15 protein-coding genes and 1 pseudogene are annotated in these 17258 nt (G+C 29.8%); 4 read left to right on the top strand and 12 right to left on the bottom strand.

Translation table 11 applies throughout. The features are described from left to right. Window positions 1-36 precede the first annotated feature (36 nt). Complete coding sequence (locus HYG85_RS20615; RefSeq protein WP_212691254.1) at window positions 37-879, top strand: CPBP family intramembrane glutamic endopeptidase; 843 nt, start codon at window positions 37-39, stop codon at window positions 877-879. Window positions 880-1001: 122 nt separating this feature from the next. On the opposite strand, the gene HYG85_RS20610 is transcribed toward HYG85_RS20615, so the two are convergent. Then, a complete protein-coding gene (locus HYG85_RS20610) occupies window positions 1002-1205 on the bottom strand; it encodes a hypothetical protein (protein WP_212691253.1) in 204 nt (67 codons plus the stop codon). Window positions 1206-1385: 180 nt separating this feature from the next. On the opposite strand from HYG85_RS20610, the gene HYG85_RS20605 reads away from it, so the two are divergent. Further along, window positions 1386-2495: a coiled-coil domain-containing protein gene (locus tag HYG85_RS20605; RefSeq protein ID WP_212691252.1), complete on the top strand. Its 1110-nt coding sequence runs from the start codon at window positions 1386-1388 to the stop codon at window positions 2493-2495. Window positions 2496-2651: 156 nt separating this feature from the next. Here the strand turns inward: HYG85_RS20605 and HYG85_RS20600 are convergent, their stop codons facing one another. From HYG85_RS20600 to lspA, 7 genes and pseudogenes are all read right to left on the bottom strand, one after another. Then, entirely contained in the window at window positions 2652-4085 is a 1434-nt protein-coding gene (locus tag HYG85_RS20600; RefSeq protein ID WP_212691251.1) for a hypothetical protein, read from the bottom strand. 79 nt (window positions 4086-4164) lie between these two features. Then, on the bottom strand, window positions 4165-5637 hold the full coding sequence (locus HYG85_RS20595) for a DUF4153 domain-containing protein (protein ID WP_212691250.1): 1473 nt from the start codon (window positions 5635-5637) through the stop codon (window positions 4165-4167). Between the two features lie 52 nt (window positions 5638-5689). Continuing rightward, window positions 5690-5905 (bottom strand): helix-turn-helix domain-containing protein, encoded by a 216-nt coding sequence (locus HYG85_RS20590; protein WP_212691249.1) that lies wholly within the window; start codon window positions 5903-5905, stop codon window positions 5690-5692. 28 nt (window positions 5906-5933) lie between these two features. Then, window positions 5934-6401: a DUF2975 domain-containing protein gene (locus tag HYG85_RS20585; protein WP_212691248.1), complete on the bottom strand. Its 468-nt coding sequence runs from the start codon at window positions 6399-6401 to the stop codon at window positions 5934-5936. 434 nt (window positions 6402-6835) lie between these two features. Beyond that, window positions 6836-8125: pseudogene (locus HYG85_RS24865) on the bottom strand (IS30 family transposase). Window positions 8126-8475: 350 nt separating this feature from the next. After that, window positions 8476-10197 carry a dienelactone hydrolase family protein gene (locus HYG85_RS20575; protein ID WP_212691247.1) on the bottom strand — a complete coding sequence of 574 codons (1722 nt, stop codon included), beginning with the start codon at window positions 10195-10197 and terminating at the stop codon, window positions 8476-8478. A 108-nt stretch (window positions 10198-10305) separates the two neighbouring features. Next, window positions 10306-10755 carry a signal peptidase II gene (gene lspA, locus HYG85_RS20570; protein ID WP_212691246.1) on the bottom strand — a complete coding sequence of 150 codons (450 nt, stop codon included), beginning with the start codon at window positions 10753-10755 and terminating at the stop codon, window positions 10306-10308. 187 nt (window positions 10756-10942) lie between these two features. Between lspA and spoVB the strand changes: the two genes are divergently transcribed. After that, the gene (spoVB, locus tag HYG85_RS20565) at window positions 10943-12475 is read left to right on the top strand and encodes a stage V sporulation protein B (RefSeq protein ID WP_212691245.1); all 1533 of its coding nucleotides are present in this window, start codon (window positions 10943-10945) and stop codon (window positions 12473-12475) included. Window positions 12476-12716: 241 nt separating this feature from the next. Here the strand turns inward: spoVB and HYG85_RS20560 are convergent, their stop codons facing one another. The 3 genes from HYG85_RS20560 to HYG85_RS20550 all read right to left on the bottom strand — a co-directional run bounded on the left by HYG85_RS20560 (window position 12717) and on the right by HYG85_RS20550 (window position 15422). Further along, a complete protein-coding gene (locus HYG85_RS20560) occupies window positions 12717-13778 on the bottom strand; it encodes a Gfo/Idh/MocA family protein (RefSeq protein ID WP_212691244.1) in 1062 nt (353 codons plus the stop codon). Window positions 13779-13781: 3 nt separating this feature from the next. Then, window positions 13782-14477 carry a ThuA domain-containing protein gene (locus HYG85_RS20555; RefSeq protein ID WP_244971235.1) on the bottom strand — a complete coding sequence of 232 codons (696 nt, stop codon included), beginning with the start codon at window positions 14475-14477 and terminating at the stop codon, window positions 13782-13784. An 84-nt stretch (window positions 14478-14561) separates the two neighbouring features. Then, on the bottom strand, window positions 14562-15422 hold the full coding sequence (locus HYG85_RS20550) for an AraC family transcriptional regulator (protein WP_212691242.1): 861 nt from the start codon (window positions 15420-15422) through the stop codon (window positions 14562-14564). 203 nt (window positions 15423-15625) lie between these two features. Here HYG85_RS20550 and HYG85_RS20545 point away from each other — a divergent pair, with 203 nt between their 5' ends. Then, window positions 15626-16414 carry a sugar phosphate isomerase/epimerase family protein gene (locus tag HYG85_RS20545; protein WP_212691241.1) on the top strand — a complete coding sequence of 263 codons (789 nt, stop codon included), beginning with the start codon at window positions 15626-15628 and terminating at the stop codon, window positions 16412-16414. Between the two features lie 390 nt (window positions 16415-16804). Here the strand turns inward: HYG85_RS20545 and HYG85_RS20540 are convergent, their stop codons facing one another. After that, window positions 16805-16954, bottom strand: a complete 150-nt coding sequence (locus HYG85_RS20540; RefSeq protein WP_212691240.1) for a hypothetical protein — start codon at window positions 16952-16954, stop codon at window positions 16805-16807. Window positions 16955-17258: the final 304 nt, after the last annotated feature.

Genomic DNA, 17258 nt, shown 5'->3' with positions numbered 1-17258 from the left:
AAAGTCTAATAAAATTTTATATAAGGGGTAATGCTAATGAATCTTTTTAAGAATAAACATAACAAAATTTATTCTGGTATCAAAATCACACTTTTTATTGCATTTTATTTTACCTTTCAGAAAGCAGCTTCTTCACTCTTGATTCCACTAGATTTCACTAATTATTATACACTATATATTCTTATCAAATCTCTATCAGTTGTTGCATTAATAATTGCATTCATATTCGTCTATAAACTTGAAAATAGGTCCCCAAGAAAATTTGGAGTGATTATTTCCAAAAAATCCTTAAAGCACCTATTGATAGGTTTAGTACTTGGTGCATTATCAATCACAATTATAGCATTATTATTATTTGCAACTGATAATGCTACACTTACATACAGTTTTGAAGAACCAATTTTTTCTTTTAATCTTATTTATGTAATGATAATATTTATCCTAGTGGGAATTGATGAAGAATTATTGGTTAGAGGCTACATAGTACATACCCTTCACAGATATAACAACAAATATGTAGTTTACATTATTCCTGCGGTGATATTTTCAGCACTACATTTACTTAATCCTAATGTTAGTGTGGTTGGACTTATCAATATTGTGCTAATAGGAATTTTGTTTACTTATATGACCTTGAAAACAAAAAATATTTTAATGGCTATAGGATTCCATATTACTTGGAATTTCTTTCAAGGTGGTTTTTTTGGTTTTAATGTTAGTGGTTCCACATTGTGGGATTCTGTATATCCCGTTAGGATAATCCATGATAATCTCTTGACAGGTGGAGACTTTGGTTTAGAAGGGGGAATTTTGACAACCTTAATATTTGTAATCGTCACTATGGTTGTATACCTAATACCTGTTGAAGACAATCAATAATACATTTTTAATGTGAATTTCAAGGAAGATAGACTAGGTTTAGTGGTAAGCGAAGTCACCTAGTCTATCTTCCAAAACTTGTAGCCATCTCTAAAAATGTATTTTCAGCCAGCCCTTTATTACTAATCCAAATATTTTGTACCATTAAGGTCATTCTTAATTATATCACTTGCCTCCAAATATTCCTCTTCTTTATCTCTATTGGATTCAATGAATTTTTCTGGTAACATTGTTCCTATTTCATAATTAAATGAATATCCAAGAAGATTTCTAGTTATAATTTTAGTATGATAATGTGTGAAATCTCTTCTTTTAATTTTACCCATCTTATCCCTCCTTATATTTATTCTCTCTTTTATGATTATCAATTATTCCTTAATCAAGTTGTAATAATTACCTAAAAAATAATTAACTTTTTTAGAAACATACCGATATATAGTATAGGTAATTTTGAATTAAATTATAATTTTTATATTAAGAACCAAAATAATAAGGGGGAAATTGAATTGAGAATTAACTATAACGACTTAGGAACAAATAATATCATTACTGACCCACTTAAAAACATACATTTAATAAATAAGAAATATGCAGCAAAGAAGGTTGATGAAAATAACATTAGTGCAACTATTGATATATCTGAAGATGCTGTAAATAAATATTTTGATGAAGGTGTGTTTGATACTATTTCTAATGATATGAAAACTAATAAATCCAATAAAATTTATACTTCAAATGATATTGTCAAAGAATATGGCAAGAAATACGCTGAAGTATACAACAAAATCATGGAAAATGCTCCAGAGGATAAACGCACTGCGTATTTAGATAAATTAGACTCAGCTTTTCAAAAAGCTGTAGATGATGAATGTAATAAAATGATTCATAAAATTGAAAAATGTTTTATGGACAGTGATATGGAATGCTCATTAGATAAAGAATCTTTTAGAGATCTTTTCTCTAAAATTGCAAATGCCACAAAAGATTATTTTGTAGATGGCTCAAAACAACAATTAGACACGTATATAAGTAATAAGATAGGTAATATTGAATCAGGGGATTTTAAGACCTATAGCACTTTTACAAAAGTAACTGATATGTTTGATTATACAAGTAAAATCAGTGATAAAATGAAAAGTCTAAGAGAAATGCTTATAGAGAATTCACCTGATGATATTATAGCATCATCCGATTTAATGAATACGATTTTATCATATACCAATAAAATCAATAAGGATATTGAAAAATTAAACGAACTAAAAGATTCTATTAATACTGATGAAATGAGTGATAAATTCGGTAAGGATTTCATGAAATTAATGGATAAGAAAACATCTGACATGAATGATGTTAATAGCAAAATGCAAAAATACGCTGAACTACTTGAGAAATATAAAAAAATCCAAAAGCAAATTGATAAAGCTAATGCTAAAAGAGAAGCGTTAAATCAAAAACTGGATAAAGCCAATGAAACCAAAAACCAAGATTTAGTGAGTATGTATCTAAAAAGAGTGGAATCATATGATGTCAAGATAGCTAAGCTAGAAGCTGAATCAGCACAAATTGAATCAGAAATGGCTACTTTGTTGAAAGATATCAAAGAATCTAATATTTAATTTATTTGTTATTATCTTATAAGATAATAAGCTTAAGTAACATAGACTCTGTAAAAGGTCTGCTATACGTCGTCCATGACTTCGCTTACCCCTATACAGAGTCTAATTTATTGAGCTATTTTATCCCTATTATATATAATCAATCTATATACATAATCAATCTAATATTTTTTCGAATTGCACTTCACCAATATAATCCTTGCCCATATCAAAGAAAATATCTTTATCTTTTTTATTATGCTGGATATTGAAGGTCAATTTTGTACCTTCATCATTAAGATTTATTTTTATAGTATTATCTATGTATTTTGTCTCACTATTTACTTCATCCCACCATGAATATTGAATGACATTTATAATAACTTCTTTTTCGTCTACGTTTATTTCTTGGACTTCATAATTAATAGCCTCCATAAATCCTGTGGCATATTCATAAAAATCAATACAATAGTTGTCAATGATTAGATTATATATATACTCATCATATATTTTATCCTTCATGGTTCCCCATTTTCCAATTATCTTATTGAAAAACTCTACCTGTTCTTCATCAAAAGCAGATAAATTATTCTTGTTACTAACTAAAGCAAGTACTGATTCCAAAGAATCTTTAACCACTTTTTCATTATGAAATTGGTACATGTTATTACTAAGATAATCATATTTTTTGATTACTGCTTTTTTCCCTTGTAATTGTATTAAGTAATATAGTCCTATAATATTACCCTGTTTCCCCTGTTCACTTACTACTTCCAAAACCACTGTATCATCTGTGATTGAATTAATTATATAAGCCTCTTCTCCTGATTTCCACGACAAATTACCCTCAAGATCATAATGTTTAGATAGTATAGAACCATCTTTTATCTCGTAGGATTTTATACCACTATAATCATTAAATCTCAAGAACTCATTTTCTCTAACATCATCATAATCCTTAAACCACTCATTTTGAATTTCATTAGAAATAGAATCCAATGCGGCATCATCTATATTAGTATTACTCTTTTGTTTACTTAGATAATAATTACTTAATATTCCTTGCTGATCTTTCTGATATATATATGTATTATTATAATTACCCTCGGCTGTTTCATATGTATAAGTGCATTTCATTATGTCACTGTTTTCACCATCTAATGACAAGAATAGTTTCGTATTATCTTTTCTTTTTCTCCCCATCAGAGTTTCTCTTTCTGTTATTCTAATAAGCATAGAAATATCATTAACTTCTATAATGTCATATTTACAATTGATATAATCATTGACTTCACTAGCATAGATTATCATATGGTCTTTGTAGATACCTATACCATTATCTTGACATGATAACTCCTCTGTTATGAAAAAATCATCTTCAAAAATCGCTTTAACTTTCCAGTCACCTATAAAACTATTTATTTCATCACTTATAATAGTGTCATCGTCTTGTTGGTCCTTGTTTAAGTCTATTTTTTCATCATCTTGTTGGTCACCAGTAATATTATCATTATTAACGGATTTTATAACATCTGTAGATACATCTGTTTCATTTGAACATCCTGTGAGTATCACTATCACTAAAATCCATAAACTTATTAAATATTTCACCTTAATACCTTCCCCCCTTACAATTACTCCTCAAATCCAATTATAATGGAGTAAAACAGTAATTGCAAGAGATAGGAATCTACTCTACTAATTTTTTTGCATTATATTGTGATAAATTAAAAGATTGCCACTGTACTTCTTCCAACTCATACGTATTTAAATATTCTATATATTCACCATACATTTTGTCATCAATATTTTTTAATCGTGACATTTCACCTGCAGCATCTGTTGATAAATCAACTAAATAGTGAAAGTCAATTTTTCCTGTTTCAACATAGCGATTTATATTCTCTCTTGCAACTATTCCATCAATGTTAATGAAGTTTATAATTAAGTAACTTGCCAATGAAACAATTATTCCTATTCTAATTATAGGTAATTTTTTGTTCCATATATTAATTGCAACTAATATCATTATTAAAGTTTCAAAAACTATGAACATATACACTAATAATCTAAGTCTTGTATAACCATATGCTTCTTCATATAAGCCTAATCTGTATATAGATGATATAATCAAGACAAAAGTACAAATAACCATTATAGACAGCAAACTGTCAACAATAATATCTTTTCTGTAGTTATAATCTTTATTAGAAATATCATCCTTAATTTTTATACCTAAATACAATTTATTAATTATAAAGATAAGCACAATATTTATGACACTCAAAAACACCAACTGGAAGAATCCTTCTCTGGCATATTCTGCATAGGTATATCCAACAGGCAAATTATTATTACCACCAAACAAATATACAAACTGAATCATAGTGAATGCTATGTAAACAATATCCAGTATTGCCATAAAAGTTATTGTAATGATTCTATCAAATCCTTTAAAGCTAGTATTAGATTCCTTTTCTTCTTGCCTAACGACACTTTTTCTGTTTTTATTGTCATAAAGATAATATATCTGCCCGAAAAAATATGCCGAAACAATGATAGCTAATAAAATCTTTATTACTATATCAGCTTTTACAACATCTTCTAAACCACTTAAGATATGGGATAGTTTATCTGCAAAAACTACATCTGCCGAAGTCAAAAGATTTATTATTATAAATAATGCAGGTATGGATATAGCAATTCCCAATAATACTTTTACAAATATTTGAGAATTTTTATTATTACTTTCTTTTCTTCTGTTACTGAATAACTCAATAAACAATTTGTGCATTTTACTAATTGGAACAAATATTATTCCCAAGGTATTACCTGCTATAAGTTTAATATCTACATCTAAACATAACATAAGATTCACGCATAACAATACAGGAACAGCTATAAAATTAAGCGCTCTAAATAAGATAAAATCACTTCTTAGATATATTGTTGATAACAGAATAATATATATTATTCCTCCAAAATAAACTTTGCTCCTGAATTCTTTTTTAGTACGCAAAGCAAAATAATGATATGCAACTAATACTATGGTATAAATAGTATATGAAATACCTATTTTTTGTTCATAAAAGAATATTACAAATAACACCCCTAGTATAATACTAAGAATCCCTAATATCTTGACATGATTAAATTTTAGCATTTTTATTTACCTCCAAATCTAAATATCATTTACTATTAAAATAATTGATATTTCACTTTTTTCCCTCATCTACATACTCTAATAAATCTCCCGGCTGACAATCCAACTCTCTGCAAATAGCCTCTAACGTACTGAATCGTATAGCTTTTGCTTTATTATTTTTTAAGATTGATAAATTAGCATTAGTAATTCCAACTTTTGCAGCAAGTTCTGACAGACCTATTTTTCTCTTAGCCATCATTACATCTAAATTAACTATGATTCCCATTACATCTTTCCTTTCTTACCACTTATTATCATATGGTATAATCACTGTCTTCTTTATACTTAACCGCTTTTTCAAAAACCTCTGAAAGGATCAAAGCAAATAAGGATGCCACTATAAATATAAAAATAACTACTATGGTCATTAAAGAATTAATGATAAATGTTTTGAATATAAATGTTATTCCGATGATACAAGAAGCCAAACTAATTAATCTAAGATTTTTGACATTATCGTGGATAAATGGATTATCCAATTTACATGTAGAAAATATCTTTCTAAGAGCATTAAGAATTACCGCCGCAAAAATACCAGCTACATATAAAATAGCTAAGATTGCGTAATAATCAAATTGCGGAAATGATTCAGAGCATATAAAACTCATATATCGTCTTATTATCCAAGGTAATCCTATTAGCGTAACAATAGTAAATCCCAACATAACTACCATAAAGAAATTCAAAAAAGTAGATAATGTTTTGCTGTTAATAAATTTCATAATAATCTTCCTCCAATTTATATATAATATTCCCCGTCAGAAATAATATTATCACAACTTTATTTGTATTTCAATATATTTTTATTGTTTTTCGATATGTTTTTTCTTATAATCGATATCTAATAATATATTTTGGTAAATTAAAAAACGAACTTCCCGTTTGTAAAACTAATTTCCCGTTTTGTATTTGAAAGTAACCTTTTGTAAGTAAAATGCACCTTTTGCAACTGAATATCTCGTTTTGTAAACATATTTCCATATTAGCATTATGATTTCAACAGTATTTTTGCTATAATTCATGTGTAGACATGAATAGAATGGCATCATTAATGGAGGTCGAGATTCTTTCGATTTTTTTGTAATCGGAAAGTCCACCCCTATTTTATGATATTAAGTTAACTCATAATGCTGGTGACGTTTGTTTGGTTTACGGTTTATTTTTTGAGAAGTTTATAGGTTAAGGTTATGTTTTCAGCGGCAACTGAAACATAACCTAGCTTACCTAATATCTCTTCTCCGTAATAAAAGCTGAACGCTTCGTATGGACTTTTATCGTTCAGCTTTTTGCGTGTGTAAGAGTTCACATGATTCATCACTAATAAGATATCTTCCTGAGTCAAATCATCAAATGATGTACCTTTTGGAAGTATTCTACGAATCAGTGTATGATTCACTTCAATAGCCCCTTTTTGATAGGGTGCACTTGGATCACAATAAAACAAACGACTTCTAAGGATGTCTATGGAACCATATTCAATAGCTTTTGGATTAGAGAATTCACTACCATTGTCAGTCAAAAGTACAGGGAATAGCTTCTCATAGTCTTTTCTTCCAAATGTCCTATAGAGATAATCAAAGATATCAATAACCGACCTGGAAGTGTTTGCATCACGAAGAAATGCCATCATAAAGCTGGTATCTACAAAGTGTAATGTTAATAAAACCTTACCACCTTTTGTACCAACAACTCAATCCATTTGAACAACAGATGTTTCAGGATTTTTATTCATATATTCGGTAAAATCCTTGTATGTACGGTCAATACGACACTTTCTATCAATCTTAAATTCAGACTTTTTGTAACGTGGTCTGAACTTAACTTTTCTTGGCAAATCAATGTTTCTGACATCAAAAAGACATGCATCAACATAGTTGTATAAGGTTTTTTCACTGCACATCAGCTCATCTACATGGTTAACATAGATTTGATGTATGGACTGACCTTTACGGATAAGTGGTGAAATGATAGCATTGATTCTTGCTATTTCAACCTCATTGGTAATAATTCCACTTCTTGATTCAGAAATATTCTCAGAGTATTTATTGTGGGCATCAATAGCACTGTAATAAGGTTTTGCCAATGTACACTTTGGTAACGTATTGCAACCATTACAAACATAAGGTGGTTTAAACTTGCTGACACAAACATCTTCTTCAAAGTAGTGACAACCATCATTGCAAAGCTTACAGTTTTTACAATAGGGTTTTGATGGATACTTACATTCATCACATACTTTGGTTCTGGTACACTTAAGTCTTAGTTTACAAGAATTATAAGGATATGCGCCATACCCTGTTTTTTTGATAATGAGATTTCGTTTAATCTCTTTTGCTATTGTGGTTCTGTCCTTAGATATAATTTTAGCTATGGCTCCGAAAGAAAGACCTGCCTTTAATCCAGCTTCGATTTCTAATCGATCATCATAGGTTAGGTATTTAGACATAAATCTACCTCCTTTTATACAGCCACCAGCTAATCAACCGTAACAAAAAACGATGAAAATATCAAACAAAAGAAAAAGGAAAACCATCTTTTTTGGCTCTCCTGAATGAAACTAATCAACTATTCAAATTTTATGTAGGTCGAAAATCCATACTTATACATATCCTCTTATCAAAGAGACTTATTTAAAAAACTTAACAATTAGGTATGGAATTTCATTTTGCAATTAAGGTTTGTTATGTTAAAACCCCTAAAAAAACAGTGAATTGAATTACTAATCCACTGTTTTTATCTTATATTATTAATTTACTAAGTTACATCCTTATTCTATTAAATTTACTATTCCCGTATTTATTTCGTTAATGATATATCTCTCAACAATATACTTCCACTTTCTTTTTGATCAAATTGTAGTGTTATACTAGCAATATCGCTTAAGTCAAGATCTTTGAATTCTTTTAAAGGAATCCTTGCTTCTGACAAAGGAGTTTTCAAGGACCAATATGTTGTATTTTCATTAGTTCTTGAATGTCCCTCTGTCCAAGTCAAAGCAGCTGTATTGTCATCTAGGATTACTTTTGCTTCCTTACCTTTGTTATCATTTAATATAATTGCAAGAGCTTGATTTTCCTTTGACTTATTCAATTCACTGCCTGGATTTAAAGCTAAGTATAAGGATAATGCTTTATAATCACTCATGTCTTTTTTATTGACTGGTATTTCTATTGTAAAGGTCCCTTTATTATTGGTATAATTAAACCTAAACAGCCCATATCCATCAAAATTGGATGGATGGTCAAAATTAAGCAGTTCATCTTTATTGGGAATATAACTTTCAATCAGATACTTAACTTTTATATCTTGTATTACATTATTACCTTGCAAATCATTTTTCTTAATCTTATCTTCACTGGTAGCTTTTATTATTTCAAGTCTATCGGAGGTCAAATATGAAGTTTTAACATCCAACCCATAAGCTTTATCAACAGTAGGTTCATCAACATTAAATAAACCTGTTTCCACTTTTTTACCTAATGCTTTGTTTAGAAAATCAATAGAATAATCTATAAGAAACTGTCTTTGTTGTTCTCTTGTCAAGAAAACAACTCTATCATCTTCTGTAAGGTCAGAATAGAACTCTCTATCATCCTCTTTAACATTGTCATTAAAGAAATTATGTCCTGCTCCTTTTAAAAATATAAGAGATGCAAAAGATTTTCTGCTCTTATCTTCTTTTAATATATCAAATGTGGTTTGTCCATCTAAATTAACTACATCTCCATCATATTGTGGCAATATTATACCTGTTGGTATATCTGGATTATCATTTTCAATAACTATAACATTGGCTGGTGCTATTTTTAATATAGCGAATATATTATCATTACCTCTATCTTTTTGATCATTGATAACTGAGTCTAATGCACCACCGCCTCTTGAGTGCCCTACCAAAGCTATTTGAGTCAAATCTCCTTTATCTTTCAAATCAATACCGAAGTCATCTGATTCCCCTTTGATAGCTGATTCTAGCTTGGTAAGATGATCATTGAATATATTAACCAATCTTTCATGCTTTATAGGTTCCCCATATTCTAAAACATGTTGTGCATTAACGTTTATAGTAACTGCCAAAAATCCTTTTTCAGCTAACGACTTCAATAAATACTCAAAACCAAGATCATATCTGTCCTTATTGTAATCTTCTATTACATGAGAACCATGCAAAACAAAAACAATGGGATGTTTTTCACCTTCCTTTGGTATGGCTATCTCTCCAACCATATCATAAGGCATAGTAACACCTGAACTTTGTTTTATTTCACCACTCCCAAGATTGTATTCCACTAAATCAATTTCACTATCATTATTTTCCTTTTGCTCTTCTTTATTATCCATATCATTATCTGACTCATTATTATTTTTATCATTGCTATTTTTATCTTCATTCACAGTATTACTGCCTTGGTTATTTTCTATTTTTTCATTATCCTTTGTACTGCATCCTGACAACAGAAAACTTTGTAATAATAAAACGGCAGTTAAAACACTTAATAATCTTATACCCTTATTCATCAGTTCACCTCGTTGTGATTATATTTCTGTAATATATAAGCTATTTTAAGATTATTAATAGTTTCTGCAATTGAATACAATAGTATTCCATAATAAGTTAACAGATATTTAGGAATTTGGTTTTACTTCACTGATAATCAACAATATGCAACCTAGGAATACAAACATATCTGCAAGATTAAAAATCAAGTCTGGTTTCCACTTGAAGGAAAAATAGTCAACAACCTTTTTGAGACGTATTCTATCAAAAACATTGCTGAGTGCTCCACCTGTCAAAAAAGCTAATCCTATAGTTAATATATTGTTACCCTTCATAATTGCATAAGTTACACTAAGACAGATCAATAGTATCACCGAAAGGATATTAACCAATAGTAAAAAACCCTTTTTATTCTTAAGAAATCCTAGAAAGGCACCTTCATTATAATTAAGTTTCAATAGAATATTATTCTTGAGTATCGGCTTACAAGTTGTATCATCCATTTCATTGACAGCTTTAATCTTACATATCTGATCAATCAAAAAACATAATGGTGCAATAATTAAATATTTCATCATATCCTCCTCCCTGTATTTCTCTAAATGCTTAATGTTAATTATAACAAATTAAATGAATATGGAAAAGCATTAAAGAATATATTACTTTAGGCTTATTACTTAGGTCAATCTCCATTATAGGTACAAATAGATTACATAGAATTAATTAACTATATTATTGTTACATAATGAAAGGATTGAAAGGAAAATGAAAAGAAGTTCAGTAATAAAAGGAACCATAATATTGACTGTAGCTGCACTGATTACTAGAGTATTAGGTTTTGCTAATAGAATATACTTGAGTAATTTAATTGGTGCTGAAGGTATGGGACTCTACCAACTTGTGTTTCCTATATATATGATATGTTATACTATATGTTGCTCAGGTATCTTTACAGCTGTTTCAAAGCTTGTAGCTGAGGAAAAAGCAAAAAATAATTATTCTAACCTAAAAAGGATTATTCGTACTTCTTCAATAATAGCTTTTACTTTAGCTGTTATTTTGATGTTAGTACTTATTTTCAACGCTGAATTAATTAGCTGCAAATTAATCAATGAACCACGTACAGCTCTAGCAATTAAGATTATGGCAATATCAATACCATTTACCGCTATAATATCATGTATTAAAGGCTATTTCTACGGACTGAAATATCCTACTGTACCTGCTGTCTCTCAGATTATAGAACAGATTACTAGAATAACAATCATATATTTCTTATCAGCATTATTCATACCAAAAGGACTTACTTATGCTTGTGCCATGGCTATAATCGGAATGGTAGGTGGAGAAATAGTCTCTTTTGTAATAGTAGCAGTAGCTTATAAATTCAATTCATTGAAGGAAAGGTCAAGTTCACCTCAAAGTTATTTTATAATACTGAAAAAGATATCCGCCATTGCAGTACCAATAACTTCTAATAGGTTGATTACTACAATATTGACTAGTATTGAGGCTATTCTCATTCCAACACAATTACAATTATTTGGATTATCTCATTCTAATGCTTTAGGTACATATGGTATTTTAACTGGTATGGCTTTACCACTGATTCTTTTTCCTACTGTGTTTACTAATTCCATATCCCTTATGTTACTACCAACTGTATCAGCTGCTTCAGCCAACAAAAATAAATCGATGATTAACTTTACTACTACCAAAACAATGAAATTCACCATTCTTATTGGTATACTAAGCACATTTTTATTTTTGTCTTTTGGTAGAACATTGGGAGTTATAGTATATAATGAAGAATATGTGGGAGTATTATTAACCATTCTAGCTTGGTTATGTCCATTTATATATCTACAAACTACATTAGGAAGTATATTGAATGGACTTAATAAACAATTGATTGTTTTTAGAAATAATGTAATAGGTCTGAGTATTAGAATAGCTTTTATATTCATTTTGATTCCTATGTACGGATTAAAGGGATATCTATGGGGGTTACTTTGCAGTTTTGTTCTTGTTTCAACACTCAATATTATTCATCTTGTACGAATAACGTCTATTAATTTTAAAGTAGGAAACTGGTTGGTCAAACCAATTCTAGTTTGCTTAGCATCTGTTTCGTCAATTGATTTACTGAGTAGATATATTACTATGCCATTTTCATTATTGGTAAATACATTAATTAATATTTGTTTGTTTATGATAATATGTATTCCGCTTCTGCTATTAACGGGTAGTGTTAATTTAAATGAGGTTAATTTTATTTTGAATAGGAAAAAGAGGTAATTAGTAAGATTATTTCTTCAAGGTATAAGACAATTATAGACAACGGTTATATATTTGAACCATAGATAGCGATAGTGGATAATAACTCTCGTTACGTTAGTTATTTTTATCTGTGTATGAGGTATACAACAAGCCGTAAAAGTCGTTATTATCCACTATCGCTATCTGTGGTTTATTTATTTTTCTGCCACGTTTAAGACAGTTAAGAGAGTAACTTTAGCTTATAAGTGGTTAATCCGTTTTATCGGATTTTGTAGGAACTTTGTAGGGTAATATGTTTACTTGTGCTAGATGAATCGTGGAAGGCGTGCATTATATCTAGGACATGGTATATTAAATCTCCGTTGGCTCTATGTTCATTATTATTTATTATGCTGTTTGCCATATCTGATATGCCTAATCCTCTGCTATTGTCAGTGTATTTTTTATTTATGACAACTTCATGGAATTCTTTGTCATAACTTTTTTTAATATTTACTGGACCTGCGAATGTATTTGGGTCAGGGACACTTAGTGTTCCTTCTGTACCGTATATCTCGATAATTGGTAAATTGCTGCCCCAAACGTCGAAGCTGGTGATGATTGTACCAATAGCACCATTTTCAAAATCCAATAATCCGGAGATATGAGTTGGTACATCAACTTTTATGATTTCTCCTTTTTTAGGTTCACTTGTGATCATTCTTTCAGGAAATGATATTTTAGTTGAACCTGATACACGTTTAACAGAGCCTAACATTGTAATAAGTGCGGTTAAATAGTATGGTCCCATATCAAACATGGGTCCCCCGCCTATCTTGTAATAAAATTCAGGGTCTGGATGCCAACTCTCATGTCCATGACAAGTCATGAAAGCTGTTGCTCCAATAGGAGTACCAATTTCACCATTATTAATGAGTTCTATACAAGTTTGGATGCCGCCACCTAGAAAAGTGTCTGGTGCACCACCTATTTTTAATCCTTTTTCTTTTGCTTTATTTATCAATGCTTTACCGTCTTCTCTTGTTAAAGATAAAGGCTTTTCCATGTAGGTGTGTTTACCAGCTTCTAGAGCAGCCATGGAAACTTCTTTATGAGCCTTAGGTATTGTTAGATTTACTATTATCTCTATATCTTCATGATTTATTAGTTCTTGGACTGAGTAGGCTTTTATATTATATTTCTCTGCCTTTTCCCTTGCGCGTTCTATTATTAAATCTGCACAGCCAACTACTTCTAGATTATCAAAAATATCTGTACAGTTTTTTAGATATATATCACTTATGTTACCGCAACCTACTATACCAATTTTAACTTTTCTCATAGTCTATACCCCACAATCCTTATATTCATTTATACATTTATCCTTACCTTCAGCTACCCACATGAAACCTCTTTTCATCAACTCAATTGCTTCTGGGATATTAAAAATATCTGATTGATGACCTAATGAATTGTAAAACACTCTGCCCTTTCCCCATCTTTTTGTCCATACGACAGGCATATCAACATATCCATTCAAGGAATGCAGACCATCAGCAATAGGGAAACGAGTAGTGGCTAATACTTCAATAGCAGGATCTACATGAAGATAGTATTGTTCACTCTTAACACGGAAATCCTGAATATCTTCGACTATTTTACTAGAACTATTCTTGATATTGACTTCATATTCAACTAGATCACCGCCTGGATGAGATACCCAATTTCCACCTGTCATGAACTGCCAATCAACATTGTCTCTAAATGCATCACACATTCCCCCATGACAACCTGCAAGTCCAACTCCATGGGCAACTGCTTGGGATATGGATTTCATTTGTTTATCAGTAATTGTACCCATTGTCCATATAGGAATTATTATATGATATGTCTTCAATCTTTCAGTATCTAGGAGAATATCTAATGTATTAAAAACCTCTACTTCAAAATTACAGTCAGTCAAAGTATTCTCAAATACCTTAGCAACACCATCTGGGTCATGACCTTCCCAGCCTCCATAAATAATTAATGCTTTTTTCACAAGAACTACCTCCATTTCAATTATGATAGCTTCATTCTACATAATCATGTGTAGATAGTCCTGTCAAAAGTTGCTCAATACTTCTCAAATATTGCTATCTTGAATTTGCTCTATATTCTTTCTATATTCCGACGGTGTCATCCCTGTATAATCTTTGAAAACTCTATTATAGGTCTTAATGTTATCAAAACCGCTTAACATAGCTATTTCAATTATTTTTTTGGATGAAGATTCTAAAAGGTTCTTTGATTTCTCCACCCTGTATAAGTGAAGGTAACTTAGGAAAGTAATACCTGTACTCTTTTTAAAAAATCTAGTAAAATGATATGTACTAAAATTAGCCACCTTAGCTATTTGGTCAATGGATATATTCTCATTATAATGATATTCTACATACTTATATATTCTGCTCAATAAATTGATACGTTGATTCTGCTTGGTTTTTTCACCTTTTGAATAATACTCTATAGGAGTAAATCTTAGCAGTACTGCTATTATTCTATAAAGCCCAGCCATAAGATTCAATTTATAGGCAGATTTCTTTTGAATGAATTCTTGTTTCAGATCTAGAATCTGTCGTTCTAATTCCATCTTATAATGTTTATCTGATATCTTATCACTTTCAAATACAGGATTAATGAACTTGAGCTTATTCAAATCATTATATATGTTACTTACCAAACTTAGATTGAATTGAATAAATATCTTCCTGCTCTTTTTATTATTTGAGAAGTGATGTATTTCTCTGCTTCCAATAATTAATAGATTACCTTTATTCAATTTATATAATGTATTATTCAACCATACTTCACATTCACCATCCAACATATATATAAGTTCAATTTCATCGTGCCAATGGGGAGGAAATGTAATATTATCTTCATGAGAAAATAATAAGAAAGGAAAATCTTTGTCCACAATATGTTCTTGACGAAATGCTCCCATATTCTAACTCCTTACTCGTAGTTATTTATTTCTTATTGGATATTATATCATTAATGATAATAAAATTATTATTTTATTGAATTTAATTTATAAGATGTTATAATTTAATTACGATAATGAATGTAATCCGTTACATTTATATTTCTTATTAAGAATATTTACCTAAATAAATATTTTATTATTACTTATAGGAGGATATAGAAATGAACTTAGGAATTATTGCAGATCCTACAGAAGAAAGTTTTATAATGGCTAAAAACAAGGGACTTGATTTCATTGAATTATGTATTAATATTAATGTTGATGTAGATGAATTTATAAGTAACGTAGATCAAATCATTCAATGGATTAATGCCTATAATGTTAAGATTGGTTCAATTGGACGTTGGGGCTCTAATCGCATTGATGAAAAGGGTAATATATGTCAAGATGAACTAGAAAAAGAATATAAACTTATTGAGGCTTGTAAAAAATTAGGCTGTGGAGTATATGTATGTGGATGCAATGAACAGGAAAGTTTAAGTTATCTAGAGAATTGTCAAGCAGCCATTAATTTCTTTGAGAAACTTTTAGCTTATGGTAAAGAGCTTGGAATTAAGATAGCTACATACAATTGTCGTTGGAATAATTTTGTTTATAGTGAAAAGGCTTGGAATATAATACATGGACAGCTAGATGAATTAGGAATCAAATATGATCCTTCCCATAGCTATTATGATGATAATGACAATTATTTAAGTGAAATCGCAAAATGGGGTAATCGTTTTTATCATTTCCATATAAAAGGAGCTCTAAAAGTTGATGGCAAGCGTTACGACGACCCACCAGCTGGAATGGACCAACTGGATTGGAACTCCATCATGGCAATCCTGTACAAAATGGGTTATGATGGTAATCTAAGTATTGAACCTCATTCAGCTACTTGGAAAGGCAAATTAGGAGATAAAGGAGTAGATTATACTATTAAATACATGAGTAATCTTGTTCTTTAATTTGTTTCACAAAAAACGAGCTGATGCTCGTTTTTTACTCTCCTACTTTGCAGATAACATATGTTTATTATTATATATAATAAGAATGTAGAAATTTAAAATAAGATTTGATATTTAGTCTATTTGTTTTCCCTTTTGGAAATATATTTTTTTAGGCTCAATGTAAAATTTGATGAAAATACCATATTTATAGTCAAGATTATTTTCAATACTTGTATAAGCCTTTAGTTTTTCAAAGTCATAATTTTCACTTATTTTTCACGTAGTTTATGCCTTCTCTTTTGATAAGTATTCTTCCTTAGGTGGAAAAAAATATTTTGAAAACCTCCTGATTATGTATATATAAAGTCAGGAGGTTTTATTTTTTGTATATCAGAGGCAATTCAATAATTACCTTTCCCCCTTTTTAAGAGCATCATAAGAAAACCCTTGTCCATAATCAATGATGCAAAACCGAATACTATCTCCCCTGCCTTCAACCTTAAAAATGATTTCCCCACCTACAGGTGAAAAATCCTCCACAAAGTAATTCTGCCTCAATCATACATCCTGCATCCATATTTAACATTTTAGCTTGCCATATAAGTTCACTATCTTCTTTTTCCCCTATTAAATATAGTAGAAAACATAGTACCCTTAAGCACTCATGGCTTTCTAATTTTTTTCATTAACTATTTCGTTTAAAAGTAATTCTCGTATTTCTTTTCTGCTTCCTTTATCTGGATTAAATCCATATTTTATTAATAATAGCTCTTCTCTATCCATCTATTACACCTCTTCAATAACTATATTGTATAATTTTATGGTACCTAAAGTAAAAGCATAGTACCTAATCAATATTAAC

The organism is Vallitalea guaymasensis (genome assembly GCF_018141425.1).
Taxonomy (GTDB): domain Bacteria; phylum Bacillota; class Clostridia; order Lachnospirales; family Vallitaleaceae; genus Vallitalea; species Vallitalea guaymasensis.
Note: the sequence above shows the minus strand (reverse complement) of the source record. Positions and strands in the feature narration are given on the sequence as shown.